Annotated in this window: 15 protein-coding genes; 9 read left to right on the forward strand and 6 right to left on the reverse strand. The window is 60.6% G+C overall.

Annotation, left to right across the window (positions count from 1 at the left end):
- Positions 1-130 precede the first annotated feature (130 nt).
- The gene (gene ada / locus GUC32_RS04345; RefSeq protein ID WP_369435578.1) at positions 131-1,186 is read left to right on the forward strand and encodes a bifunctional DNA-binding transcriptional regulator/O6-methylguanine-DNA methyltransferase Ada; all 1,056 of its coding nucleotides are present in this window, start codon (positions 131-133) and stop codon (positions 1,184-1,186) included.
- Positions 1,183-1,896, forward strand: a complete 714-nt coding sequence (locus GUC32_RS04350; protein ID WP_325977988.1) for a 2OG-Fe(II) oxygenase — start codon at positions 1,183-1,185, stop codon at positions 1,894-1,896. The genes ada and GUC32_RS04350 overlap by 4 nt, the downstream gene beginning before the upstream one ends.
- Here the strand turns inward: GUC32_RS04350 and tehB are convergent.
- Entirely contained in the window at positions 1,891-2,754 is an 864-nt protein-coding gene (tehB, locus tag GUC32_RS04355) for an SAM-dependent methyltransferase TehB (protein WP_325977986.1), read from the reverse strand. The genes GUC32_RS04350 and tehB overlap by 6 nt on opposite strands.
- Before the next feature lie 100 nt (positions 2,755-2,854).
- A complete protein-coding gene (locus GUC32_RS04360; protein ID WP_025301694.1) occupies positions 2,855-3,313 on the reverse strand; it encodes an N-acetyltransferase in 459 nt (152 codons plus the stop codon).
- 129 nt (positions 3,314-3,442) lie between these two features.
- Here GUC32_RS04360 and GUC32_RS04365 point away from each other — a divergent pair, with 129 nt between their 5' ends.
- Complete coding sequence (locus GUC32_RS04365; protein ID WP_346412266.1) at positions 3,443-4,546, forward strand: DUF1615 domain-containing protein; 1,104 nt, start codon at positions 3,443-3,445, stop codon at positions 4,544-4,546.
- A gap of 53 nt (positions 4,547-4,599) precedes the next feature.
- Here the strand turns inward: GUC32_RS04365 and GUC32_RS04370 are convergent, their stop codons facing one another.
- Positions 4,600-6,279 carry an alpha-keto acid decarboxylase family protein gene (locus GUC32_RS04370; RefSeq protein WP_049206230.1) on the reverse strand — a complete coding sequence of 560 codons (1,680 nt, stop codon included), beginning with the start codon at positions 6,277-6,279 and terminating at the stop codon, positions 4,600-4,602.
- Positions 6,280-6,952: 673 nt separating this feature from the next.
- On the opposite strand from GUC32_RS04370, the gene GUC32_RS04375 reads away from it, so the two are divergent.
- From GUC32_RS04375 to GUC32_RS04390, 4 genes are all read left to right on the forward strand, one after another.
- Complete coding sequence (locus GUC32_RS04375; RefSeq protein WP_025301697.1) at positions 6,953-7,381, forward strand: universal stress protein; 429 nt, start codon at positions 6,953-6,955, stop codon at positions 7,379-7,381.
- 208 nt (positions 7,382-7,589) lie between these two features.
- Complete coding sequence (gene pagP, locus GUC32_RS04380) at positions 7,590-8,180, forward strand: lipid IV(A) palmitoyltransferase PagP (protein ID WP_025301698.1); 591 nt, start codon at positions 7,590-7,592, stop codon at positions 8,178-8,180.
- Positions 8,181-8,306: 126 nt separating this feature from the next.
- Entirely contained in the window at positions 8,307-8,795 is a 489-nt protein-coding gene (locus GUC32_RS04385) for a DUF2501 domain-containing protein (protein WP_350430084.1), read from the forward strand.
- Positions 8,796-8,845: 50 nt separating this feature from the next.
- Positions 8,846-9,109: a DUF333 domain-containing protein gene (locus GUC32_RS04390; RefSeq protein WP_043135572.1), complete on the forward strand. Its 264-nt coding sequence runs from the start codon at positions 8,846-8,848 to the stop codon at positions 9,107-9,109.
- A gap of 37 nt (positions 9,110-9,146) precedes the next feature.
- On the opposite strand, the gene GUC32_RS04395 is transcribed toward GUC32_RS04390, so the two are convergent.
- Together GUC32_RS04395 and GUC32_RS04400 are read right to left on the reverse strand one after the other, a co-directional pair.
- A complete protein-coding gene (locus GUC32_RS04395) occupies positions 9,147-9,764 on the reverse strand; it encodes a hypothetical protein (RefSeq protein WP_049206229.1) in 618 nt (205 codons plus the stop codon).
- Positions 9,765-9,869: 105 nt separating this feature from the next.
- Positions 9,870-10,559 carry a transporter gene (locus tag GUC32_RS04400; protein WP_369435579.1) on the reverse strand — a complete coding sequence of 230 codons (690 nt, stop codon included), beginning with the start codon at positions 10,557-10,559 and terminating at the stop codon, positions 9,870-9,872.
- Positions 10,560-10,697: 138 nt separating this feature from the next.
- On the opposite strand from GUC32_RS04400, the gene GUC32_RS04405 reads away from it, so the two are divergent.
- Both GUC32_RS04405 and GUC32_RS04410 read left to right on the forward strand, forming a co-directional pair.
- Positions 10,698-11,480, forward strand: coding sequence for a DeoR/GlpR family DNA-binding transcription regulator (locus GUC32_RS04405; protein ID WP_043135576.1), 783 nt, complete (start codon positions 10,698-10,700; stop codon positions 11,478-11,480).
- Between the two features lie 2 nt (positions 11,481-11,482).
- Complete coding sequence (locus GUC32_RS04410; RefSeq protein WP_089180581.1) at positions 11,483-11,866, forward strand: VOC family protein; 384 nt, start codon at positions 11,483-11,485, stop codon at positions 11,864-11,866.
- Here GUC32_RS04410 and GUC32_RS04415 read toward each other — a convergent pair whose 3' ends face one another.
- The gene (locus GUC32_RS04415; RefSeq protein ID WP_043135578.1) at positions 11,867-12,775 is read right to left on the reverse strand and encodes a LysR family transcriptional regulator; all 909 of its coding nucleotides are present in this window, start codon (positions 12,773-12,775) and stop codon (positions 11,867-11,869) included.
- Between the last annotated feature and the right edge of the window lie 10 nt (positions 12,776-12,785).

Genomic DNA, 12,785 nt, shown 5'->3' on the forward strand with positions numbered 1-12,785 from the left:
GTTGTTGGTTAAAAATTGTCGAAACATTGTTGAAAACGTCGGCGCCGAATTAAAAAGCAAGAGTCGGCGTGTTTCGCCAACGGCCCGTCACTATGCTGGTTAACATCGAAACCGCAGTGAGGAACGGATGATGAAAAACGTAATCGACAGCGCCGATCCGCGCTGGCTGGCGATCGTCAGCCGCGACAAGCACGCCGACGGCCGCTTTATCTACGCGGTGAAAACCACCGGCGTGTATTGCTCGCCTTCTTGCCCGTCACGTCAGCCGAATCGGCAAAACGTGGAGCTGTTCGACGATGCCGAACAGGCGGAAGCGGCGGGTTATCGGCCCTGCAAACGCTGCCGCCAGGGGCTGACGCCGTTGACGGAACAGCATGCGCGGCAGATAGCCGAGGCCTGCCGCTATATCGAACGGGCGGAGAAAGCGCCGTCGCTGCAGACGCTGGCGCGCCACGTCGGGTTGAGCCAATACCATTTCCACCGGCTGTTCAAAGCGATCACCGGCCTGACGCCGAAAGGCTACGCCGACGCGCAGCGCAGCCAACGCTTGCGCACCGGCCTTACGCAGCAGGAAACGGTGACCGACGCGATCTTCGACGCCGGCTATGGCGCCAACGGCCGCTTCTACCAGCAAGCCAACGCCGCGCTGGGCATGACGCCGAAGGCCTACCGAGCCGGCGGCAAAGGCATGCGCATTCATTTCGCCGTCGGGCGCTGTTCGCTGGGCGAGATCCTGGCGGCGCAGAGCGAGGTGGGCATCTGCGCCATTCTGCTGGGGGACGATGCGCAGCAGCTGGTGCAGGATCTGCAGGACAAATTCCCCAACGCCGAGCTGATCGGCGGCGACGCGCAGTATGAAGCGCTGATGGCGCAGGTGGTGGGCCTGATTGAAGCGCCGGAGAACGGGTTGGCGCTGCCGCTGGATATTCGCGGCACCGCGTTTCAACAGCGGGTCTGGCGGGCGCTGCAGGCGATACCGGTCGGGGAAACCGTCAGCTATGCCGATATCGCCCGGCGCATCGGCGCGCCCAAAGCGGTGCGCGCGGTGGCCGGCGCCTGCGCCGCCAACATGCTGGCGGTGGCGATCCCTTGCCACCGGGTGGTGCGCAACGACGGCACGCTGTCCGGCTACCGCTGGGGCGTCGATCGCAAGAAAGCGTTGCTGGAAAAAGAGGCGCAGCGATGAGCGGCGCGCTGGCGACCCGGCTGGCCGAATTGGACTGGGCGGCAATTGAACGTGAACTCGATGCGCAGGGCTGCGCGCGTCTGCCGGGCGTGCTCAGCCAAGAGCTGTGCCGCGAGCTGACAGCGCTCTACCCGCAGGATGCGCATTTTCGCAGCCGCGTCGTGATGGCGAAGCACGGTTTTGGCCGCGGCGAGTACCGCTATTTCGCCTATCCGCTGCCGCCGCCGGTGGCCGAAGCGCGCAGCCTGATGTATGCGCGGCTGGCGCCGGTGGCCAACCGTTGGAACGCCTTGTTGGGGCTGGCGGCGCGCTATCCCGCCGCACATGAAACCTACCTGGCGGAATGCCACCGGGCCGGCCAGCGGCGGCCGACGCCGCTGCTGTTGCGCTACGAAACGGGGGATTACAACTGTCTGCATCAGGACCTGTACGGCGAACGAGTGTTTCCGCTGCAGGTGGCGTTTCTGCTCTCCGCCCCCGAGCAGGACTTCACCGGCGGCGAGTTCGTGCTGACCGAACAGCGGCCGCGGATGCAGAGCCGGGCGGAGGTGGTGCCGCTGCAACAGGGCGACGCGGTGGTGTTCGCCGTGCATCACCGGCCGGTGGAGGGAGTGAAAGGCTGTTATCGGGTCAATCTGCGCCACGGCGTCAGCCGAATACGCGCCGGCCAACGCCACACGCTGGGGATTATCTTTCACGACGCGCTATAGCTTGCGCGCCAGCAGGGTGGCGAAGCGCAGCGAGATACGGTTGCCGGCGGCGTCGGTCTTGTGCAGTTGGCCGACGTCCTCGTTGTATTTGAGGATCTCCCAGTCGCGATAATAATGCTTCAGCTCACCCGGGCTGAAGGTGAACGGGAACGGCAGCGGGCAGGGATAATCCTCGGTATCCATCGCCGCCACGATCAGGTTATGGCCGCCGCGCACGGTGCTGTCCTGCATGTTTTGCACGATAGGCGGGATCTGCTGCCGCTCGAGGAACATCATTACCACGGTGGACAGGATGAAGTCGTAGTCGCCGCTGAAGCGATGGGTATTGAGATCCTGCACCCCGGCACTCAGGCGGGTCAGCTGCTCGGCGTCGACGATCTGATTGAGGCGGGCTATCGACGGCGCGTGCTTGTCCCAGGCGGTGACGTCGAAACCTTTCAGATTGAGATAGAGCGAATTGCGCCCGCCGCCGCAGCCCAGATCCAGCGCCTTGCCCGGCGCGATGCGCGCCGCCGCTTCGATCACTTCGGAGTGGGTGCGCGTCAGTTCGTATTTCTTGTGGTAGTAATCTTCCGGCGCGCAGTAAAACGCCAGCCGGCAGGTCATGTCGTCCGAAAAGGAAACGATGCGATGCCACTGCTGCGGTGCGATAAACGGCGGCTGGCTTTCGGGGCTGAACTGCCAGGTCTCGGTGGTGGCGCCGTCTTCGGTCATCATGGCGAACGTCAGGTTGCCGCTCAGTACGGTGAGCTTCGCCCAGGTGCCGCTCTGGGTGTTGTGGCGCTGGCGGAAGGCCGCCGGCAGCGTGTCGCTGTTCCATTCTGGCAGGGTTTTATAGCAAAGCAGCTGCTGCTCCATAGGGGGCTCCTTTGGCTGGGCAAGCAAAGTGATTTATATGATGCATATAAAATACATCTTTATTCGTCATTTGAAAATCCCGAGCTTCGCAAACCTATTGCTACAAACGGCGGCGCATACGGGTGGTGACCGCATCGAAACCTAACTTGGAATACAGGCGCGCGGCCGTCGGATTATCGTTGAACACCGTCAGTTCGGCATATTCCGCCCCCTGTGCTCTCGCCGCGTCCAGCACCGCATTTAGTACCCGCTCGCCATAGCCTTTGCCACGCCAGGCGTGCGTCACTTCAAAATCATAGATAAACAGCTGCTTACCGAAGGTTCGTTGCTCAATGGCGTACCAGACGGTGGCGATGCTGTCCTCGACATTCGGCAGCCTCGCGCATACCAACCGTTGGCCGGGCATCGCCAGCCCTCGTTTGAAATTGGCTTCGGCCTCGATCAACGCGTGTTCCTGGCTGAGCTGAAACGAACGCGCCAAATCGTCTGCGTAAGCCTTTACCCCGTATTTACGGTAGTGATCCAGTTCCTGCGCCGTCATTTCTTTGAGTTCGATCATTTTGTTCTCCCTGCGTTGTTGGGTATTTCCCGGCCCACCTGTGCGGCGGAACGGGTATATTTATACTGGATTGTGCGCGGCGGCTGGGCTAATTTCAGTGCTGTTCATGTCATCACGTTCAGGGAAAAGATGCCGATACTTCGTTTATTCCACCCGATGCCCTTCCGTTTGCTAAGCCTGGCCGCGCTGCTGGCGCTGGCGGGCTGTACCAGCAAAACCACCACCACGGCACCGGCGGCGCGCCCCGCCGACGTCAAAGCCCGGCTGATGATGCTGATCCCGGCCAACGCCGGCGATCGGCAGGGCTGGGCTACCGATATTACCGCCGCCTTCGCCGCGCAGGGCATCGAGCCGAGCGATGAGAACCTGTGTTCGGTGCTGGCGGTGACCGAACAGGAGTCGACGTTCCAGGCTAACCCGCAGGTGCCGGGGCTGCCGAAGATCGCTTGGAAGGAGATCGACCGCCGCGCCGATCAGATGCACATCCCGAACTTTTTGGTGCACACCGCATTGAAGATTTCGTCGTCGAACGGCCAGAGCTACAGCGAGCGGCTGGATAAGGTGCGCACCGAGAAGGATCTGAGCGATATCTTCGATGACATGATCGACCGCGTGCCGATGGGGCAGAAGCTGTTCGGCCATTTAAATCCGGTACATACCGGCGGCCCGATGCAGGTGAGCATCGCCTTCGCCGAGGTGCACGCCAAAGGGTACCCTTATCCGGTCGACGGCTCGATTCGCCGCGAAGTTTTCAGCCGGCGCGGCGGTATGTACTTCGGCATTATGCATTTGCTGGGGTACCCGGCCGATTACAGCCGGCCGATTTACCGCTTCGCCGACTTCAACGCCGGCTGGTACGCCAGCCGCAACGCGGCGTTCCAAAACGCGGTCAGCCGGGCGAGCGCCATTCCGCTGGCGCTGGACGGCGATCTGATCGACTTTGGCAGCGACAAGCCCGGTTCGACCGAGCTGGCGGTGCGCACGCTCGGCAAGCGCCTGAACATGAGCGACAGCGCCATTCGCCGGGCGCTCGAGAAAGGCGACACGGCCGACTTTGCCGATACCGACCTGTATAAGAAGGTCTATGCGCTGGCGGGCGGCAAGCTGCCGCGCGAGATGCTGCCGGGTATCCAGTTGGAGAGCCCGAAAATCACCCGCAAGCTGACCACCGCCTGGTTCGCCAAGCGGGTGGACGAACGCCGCCAGCGCTGCATGGCGCGCGCCGGCGGGTAACGGCATAAAAAAACGCCGCCGGTTTCCTGAACCACCGGCGGCGCGATCGCGCATCAGGCGCTGCGACGCGGGTTGGTCAGGCCAAAGTTAAAGCTGTTGCAGCGGTTACAGAACTCTTTCATCACCGGCGGCGTGTCCATCATCGGCACTTTCACCTCGATAAACGCCAGCCGATCCTGCCGCGAGGCGTGTTCCAGGGCCATTTCCAGCTGTTGCGTGGTTTCCACCGCCACGCTGAACGGCTGCGCCTGGGTATTCAATACCGCCGGCAGTTTGGCGTAGTCCCACGGGCTGATGTCGTTGTAAGACGAGTTTTCGCCGAGGATATAGCGTTCAATGGTGTAGCCGTCGTTGTTGATCAGGAAGATGATCGGCTTTTGCTCGCAGCGCAGCAGGGTAGACACTTCCTGCGCGGTGAGCTGGAAGGAGCCGTCGCCGATGAACAGCAGGTGGCGGCGCTCCGGCGCCGCCATCAGGGTGCCGAGCAGCGCCGGCAGGGTATAACCGATCGAGCCCCAAATCGGTTGGTTGACCACCTTGACGCCCCCTGGCATGCGCATGCCGCCGATGGCCGCGCCTGAGGTGCCGTTTTCCACCACTACCACGTCATCCGCCTGGATGAAGCGTTGGATGCGTCGCCACAGATAGGCCTGGTCGATAGGCGCGTCGCTCGGCGTCGCCAGCTTCTCACGGGGATCGGCCAGCGGTGATAAACGCTGCGCCGGCGCGTCTTCGCTCAGATCCAGCAGTGCCTGCAGCAGATCCGCCGTCGCTACCGCTGGGTAGGAGGTGTTGTCCAGTTTCATCGAAAACGGCTGAATATCCACCTGAGCGGCGGCGGGAATTTGCTGCGAGAAATAGCCGGTGGTGGAGTCTACCAGACGTACGCCGAAGCTCAGCACGCAGTCCGAGTGGGCCATGTGTTCATACAGTTCGGGGCGCGACAGATTGCCGCTGTAGCCGCCCATCCAACCGGCGGTGTTTTCCGGGATAATGCATTTGGCGGTGGGCATATTGGTCAGCGGAATGGCGAAGCGGTGAGCGACCGCGATGACCAACTGCTGCAACTGGTAGCGATCCACCATTTGATCGACCAACATGATTGGGCGCTGTGCGCGTTTGATTTTGGTTAACAGCGCCATCGCCGCTAATTGCACATTGTATTTATCGCTGGCCGGTAATTGCGGTGCCGTCGCCGCCGCGGCGATTTCAATTTCCACATCGCAAATATCCGACGGCAGCTGTAAATACACCGGTTTCTTCTCTATCCAGGCGCGGGAAATAACGCGTGGTATTTCTTGTGCGGCATTTTCCGGCGTGATCAGAGCCTGAGCGACGGTGAATTGTTTAAAGCAGTTCATGACGTTGTCGAAATTCCCATCGCCCAGGGTATGGTGCAAGAGCTGATGATTCTTCATCGCATGCAGCGGCGGCGTGCCGGCGATGCAGATAACCGGCGAAGATTCGGCATAGGCCCCGGCGATGCCGGACAGCGCGGCCAGATCGCCGACGCCGTAGGTGACGATCAGCGCGCCGGCGCCTTTCATGCGGGCGTAACCGTCTGCGGCGTAGGAGGCGTTCAATTCATTGCAGTTGCCGACAAACGCCAGCCGCTCGTCGTTTTCCAGCAGCTCCAGCAGGCTGAGGTTATAGTCGCCGGGCACGCCATAAATACGATCGACGTTCAGGGCGTGAAGCTGTTGCAGAATGAATGACCCGATAGTTATTTTCATTGATTGCTCCGGATTATTTATCTTTATTTTGTCAGGCGAAAATCAGCAAAAATAAATTGCTGGCGATGTTGTGTCGTTAGCATTAACAGTTATTTAAAGTCTCAGCTTGTTCAAGATAAGGGGGGCGGCCGGTGAATAGGCGGTTTGTATTCGGCGCTTTACGCGATTGAGTAATACATAAAAAGTAGGGGTATTGGATATTGGAAAGAGACGGTATTTTTCATTGTCGGTATATCGCTAGAGAAGCGGCGGCGCATTGGCATTTATCGTGATGCAGGGTGAGTCATCCGGTACTTTTGACGCCGCGTTAAATCCCATCGGGTGGCGTAACGCTTTTTGCCTGGGAAAGAAAAGCAGAACCTGGCGTAAAGGGGGATTTTGGTGATCCGCCGCACGCTTATTTCATGAAACCACCTTGTAACCAATCAAAAACAAAAAATTAACAACGATCGTTTTTTGTCCGCCTTTTTTCGTCAGCTTTGCTTTACGGGCCTGCAGTGCGCGCCACGTCGGGCCGGCGCTAAAATGTGCCGTCACGGGCATTAATATAACGTGGTGGCCATCACATTCCGTAGGAAGTGATACGTAAACTTTTCTCTACGTGCGCGCAGATGGCGTATACCTACCAGAGGGGATGATGTCCCAGCGGTACTGGCCTGTGGGGGGAACTGCGATGAAAAGCTATCGACATATTCTGGTACTGATTCATGATGAGCGTGACGGGCTGCCGTTGCTGCGTCAAACGGTGGCGATGGTGCGCGGGCTGCCGATTGCCCTCACCGTCGGCCACCTTAACGCCGACTACGCCGAGCTGGAGTACGGCAGCGATGCGCTGGTCAAAGATCGCCAGGCGCAGGAGGTGATCGCCGCCAAGGCGATGCTGAGCCGGCTGGTGAGCGCCGTCGAGGCGCCGGTTGCGGTCAAGGAAATCGTCACCATCCGGCGCTTTAAGGACGTGAGCGATTTCATTCATCAGGCTGGCATCGATCTGGTGGTGGTCGGGCACCAAAACCGCCTGTTCGGCCTCTATTCCTCATATTCTCTGGAATTTGTGAACCGCCTCGATGTCGATGTATTGGTCAAGCACCTGGCCCGCGAGTAGCGAACGACAAAGCGGACTTTTCCCACGGTTTTGCCCTCCTAAAGGCGATAGCATAGGGGAAACCGGTGCAACCTGTTAAAAATTATTGGGAATATTCCGGTGCTAAACTTAACCAAAGCACAACGGGCGTTGGATAAATTAGATACAGCTTGATCTTGCTTGGGCTATCGGTAAGAATCTGCGGCCGTATTTTTACAGGAGCTTTACGATGTTTCTCAAACGGACTCTTTTGGCATGTTCTCTGGCGTTGATATTTCCTGCACTGCCTTCTTACGCTGAGGTTGGTACAGAAAGTGGCAATACCGCACAGGCTGAAAAACCGGGTCTATGGCAGCGTTTTACCGATAACGTGGCGGAGACCTGGAACAACTCGCCTAACCACGATCTCTATATCCCGGCCATCACCTGGCACAACCGTTGGACTTACGATGATGAACATATCGATAAGTACAACGAGCGCCCGTGGGGCGCCGGTTACGGCATCTCCCGCTACGACAGCGACGGTGACTGGCACGGCATCTACATCATGGCGTTCAAGGACTCCTTCAACAAATGGGAGCCGATCGGTGGTTACGCCTACGAGAAGATCTGGCGCCCGCTGGATGACAAGGATTTCCGCCTGGGGCTGGGCTTCACCGCCAGCGTCACCGCGCGCGACAACTGGAAATACATCCCTATTCCGGCGCCGCTGCCGCTGGCCTCTATCGGCTATCAGCGGCTGACGTTCCAGGCGACCTACATTCCCGGTACCTATAACAACGGCAACGTGTTCTTCGCCTGGCTGCGCTGGCAGTTCTAAACTTCCTGAATTCCGAAAAACGGCGCGGTGGCGAGATAAAAGGAACTTGTCGCCGTCGGCGGCGTCGGAAGGGTATCCCGGCGCGCTGCGCCGATCGCATGCCGTTATTACAGGAGTTTCACCACTATGATCACCAAACATCGTTTACTGCTGGCCTTGGCGCTGTCCGCTACCCTGGCCAGCGGTGCCTCCCAGGCCGCCGGGCTGATGGATTCCCTCAGCAGCGCGGCGGGTGAACTGAGCAAGTCGGGCGGCGATAGCAGCAGCGGCATGTCACTCTCCTCGTTGACCGGTCTGCTGAACGGCGGCGACAAGGCGCTGAGCTCCAGCAGCATGACCAATGCCGCCGGTATCCTGCAGTACTGCGTGAAAAACAACGTGCTGTCGGCTAACGGCGCCGAAGGGGTGAAAGATCAGCTGCTCAGCAAGCTGGGCATCACCAGCACCGAAGACGCCAAGAGCCAGGATTATCAGCAGGGCCTGGGCGGCTTGCTGCAGACTGGCGAAGGCAAGAGTCTGGATCTGAACAGCCTGGGCACCTCGCAGATCACCGAGAAGGTGAAGCAAAAAGCCTGCGATCTGGTGCTGAAACAGGGCAAATCCTTTATTTCATGATGAGCGAACGGCGGAGCGCTCCGCCGTTCGTTTTTGCATAAGCTGAAAAAATGAAAAAAACGTTGATGCTTTCCCTGCTGGCAGGGATGACGATGTTGCAGGGGTGTTCCGTGAAATCCAACGAGGCGCCACCACCGCCGCAGGTGAAACCGATCGGCATGGCGAACCCGGCCGACGTGTATTGCACCAAAATCGGCGGCAAGCTGAACGCCAAAGAGAATGCGGCAGGCCAGTATTCCACCTGTACCTTGCCGAGTGGGCAGGAAATTGAAAGCTGGGAACTGTTCCGCCGCGATCATCCGGTGAAAAAGTAACCCTATGCGGCGCCGGCTCTTTCTGCCCGGCGCCCGATCAGAATTGGCGATCGCCTATAGATTGCAGCTGCAGGCTGCCGTCCTTCTGTAGCGTCAGCGGCATGCGCCAATCGCGCTGTTTATCCAGGTTGAATGACCTGGAGCGGAACATGCAGCCGGTCTTGATGTTCTTGATTTTCATCACGTGTTCCGCGTCGGCATTGATTTTTACCTCGAAGCTGCCAGCGGGCGGAATAAAGACTTCCGCCAGCTGCTGCGGCGCCGCCGGCGTTTCCAGCTTGACCAGCACCGCGAAATCGTTGCCCTGATTATCCAGCGTCAGCCGATGCAGACTGGTCGCGGGCAGCCTGGTCGGCTGATGCAGATAACCGGCTGAGGCGGGCCACGGCTGGCCGGCATTGTCGTGCAACGGCCCACCGCACTGTTCACGCGCTTCGCGCAACGGCATTTCGCGCTTTATTGCGCGGTTGTAATCGGCGGGGGCGGCGAGGCTGAACTCGTCGTCATACTGGTGGGCGCGCAGATAGCGCTTGGCGCCGAGCACCGCGATGGCGACCAGCATGAAGAACAAAAATATCCTCAGGCGATTTTTGAAAATCAGCCCGAACAGCTTCCCGGGGAGTTGAAACAGCCACCTTGCGATCGTCAATAACATCGTTTTCCCTTTACGCCCAAGCCGTTACGTCTGCGGTAACTTCGCTTGCCACAGTATAGCCAAAGCGTTGCCATCGGGCGGCATGCGCCATGAAATTCCCGTTTTTTACCCCAAACCTTCCTCTAGCAACAACAGCAGCAGGAAGCCGGTAAAGAACATCGCGGTGGCGAACGGTGTCTCTTTCCCGCCCTCATGCGCTTCGACCAGCAACTCCTCGGTCACCAGGTAGAGCAGGGCGATCAGGCCAAAGGCCAAAAAGGCGGTCAGCCAAAATGTGCCCAGCATGGCCACCGGCGCCCCCAGCAGGCCACCGATGGGCAGCAGCAGCGCCAGGCCGACTATCGCCGCCATGGCACGCAGCCGCCTGCCGAGAAAGTCTTTCAAATCGCCGACGATCGATAATCCGAGGAACAGCACTTCCAGCGTTAACGCCAGCGTCAACAGCAGGCCGGCCTTGGCGCCGGCCGCGAAGGCAATACCCAGCACCAGCCCATCGATAAAGATATCGACGCCGACCGCGGCGATAAAACCGACCGGCCCCTGCGCTTTTTCACCCAGCCGCCGAACCAGCAGCATTAACAGCACCCCCGCAGCGCCGCCCAGCAACACCGCCACAGGCGACTGCTGCTTGAGATCGGGCAGGATTTCGGTGGCGGCGGCGGCGAAAACGATGCCGGCGGTAAAGTGATGGATGACGCGCATTGCGGCGTCACCGGGGCGGCGATAGAGCGCCACCGCTGCGCCGACGACGGTGGCTGCGGCGGGAAACAGCGTATAAAGCACGGCGGAGGTCATCGCGTCATAATCCCTTATTGGTGATGTCACTTTCAGTCTAGACGAGCACTGCCGCTCGAGTGTTACCAAAAAAGTGATTGTTCGATTATGTACGTTTGTGTACATTTATGATCACTTTAGCGCCACCGGATCCCCGCGATGTCCAAACTGTTACCCAATGAGCGCCATCAGGCCATTCTCGACACGCTTCGCCAACAGGGGCGGGTGCTGGCCCTGGAGATGGCGCAGCGGCTGAATACCACCGAAGCGACCATCCGCCGCGATCTGCGCCAGTTGGCGGCGCAGAACCTGTGCAAACGCATCTATGGCGGTGCGCTGGCGCCGACCCCGGCCGAAGGCCCCATGACGGCGCGCATTGCCCTCAGCGGCGATGAGAAGCTGGCGTTGGCGCAGACCGCGCTGGGGGTGATCGGCGAAGAACAGCTGATCTTCCTCGATGCCGGCAGCTCCCACCTGTATCTGGCAGAGCTGTTGCCACGCGATCGGCGTTTGACGGTGGTAACTAATGCGTTGAGCATCGCCGGCAAAATGCTGGAACGGCCGGGGATCCGCACCATCCTGATCGGCGGCGAACTGGATGCGCAGGTCGGCGGCTGCGTGGACGCCAAGGCGGCGGAAGAGATAGACGGGTTCCATTTCGATCTGGTGTTCACCGGCATCTGCGCATACGACCCGGCCGGTGGCTTTTCCGCATTGAGCTATCAGGACGCCACGTTCAAAAAGCGCTTACTGACGCGCGCCGGCAGCGTGGCGGTGCTGTGCACCCGCGACAAACTCAATACCTATGCCCCTTACCCCTTCCTGCCCGCCGGGCGGGTGGATCATCTGGTGACGGCGCGCGGCGCGCACCCGCAGCTTGAGTTGCAGGTGGCGCAAGGCGGCGGCCAGATCTGGCACAGCGATTTATCGATCGGAGAATGATGATGAAAATAGCCCATGTTGCCCTGTGGACCCATGACATCGACGCGCAGCTGGCGTTCTGGCAGCGCTATTTCAACGGTGAAGCGGGGGAGGAGTATGTCAGCCGCAACCGGCCGGGGTTCGTTTCCCGCTTCGTCAGACTGGCGGCCGGGCCGTCGCTGGAGATCATGTGCGTGCCGACGTTGCTGCCGGCGCAGGCGCAGGAGGAGCGGGTCGGTTGGGCGCACATCGCGCTGTCGCTGGGGGATGAGCGGCAGGTCGATCGGTTGGCGCAGCGCGCACAGCAGGAGGGCATTTTGCTGTCCGCGCCGCGCTGGACCGGCGACGGCTTCTACGAGGCCGTCATTCGCGATCCGGATGGCAACGCGATCGAAATCACCGCCTGATCACTCTTCTTCAATGCTGGCGAATTGCTCCCCCAGATAGTCGAGCAGCAGCCGCACTGCCGGCAGCAGGCCGCGGCGCGACGGGTAGACTGCGTGCACCACGCCGCCCTGTGGCTGCCAGCCCGGCAACAGTTGCACCAGCTCGCCGCGCAGCATGTCGTCGCGCATCATCATCGCCGGTAGCTGAACGATGCCGGCGCCGGCGATGGCGGCGGTACGCAGCATCAGCATGTCGTCGGTGACCAGCCGCGGCGTGTGTTCCCACTCCACCCGTTCACCCTGCGGGCCGGTCAGCCGCCATTGGTGCTGAGCGCGCGCCGGGCCGAGATCGAGCGTCGGGTATTTACGCAGGTCTTCCGGCGTTTGCGCCGGCCCGAGGGTGCGCACCAGCGCCGGGCTGGCGGCGACGCACCAGGTGCGCTGCGCGAGGATCTTCAGCACCAGATCGCTGTCCTCCAGCGGCGGCGGCCGTACGCGGATCGCCAGATCCAACCCTTCCCCCACCACGTCCACCCGGCGGTTGGTGGCTTCCAGATGCACCGTCACCTTGGGGTAATCGGCCATAAAAGCTGCCACCATGCTGCCGACGCGGGTGTGCAAGATCGCCACCGGGCAGGACATGCGCACCGTGCCGCAGGGCTCGGCGCGGGTCTGCTCGATCGCTTGCTGCGCCGCTTCCGCTTCCACCAGCATCGCCTTGCAGTGCGCGTAATAGGTTTGGCCGAGCTCGGTCACCGAGAAGCGCCGCGTCGAGCGCTGGATCAGGCGCACGCCCAACCGCTCTTCCAGCAGCGCCACGCGGCGGCTGAGCTTGGATTTGGGAATGCCCAGCGCCCGGCCGGCGGGGGCGAATCCCTGGTGATCGACCACGCTGGCGAAGAAAAACAGGTCGTTCAGATCGGTCAGCATCGCATCCCTT

This window comes from Serratia sp. NGAS9 (assembly GCF_009905295.1).
Classification (GTDB): domain Bacteria; phylum Pseudomonadota; class Gammaproteobacteria; order Enterobacterales; family Enterobacteriaceae; genus Serratia; species Serratia bockelmannii.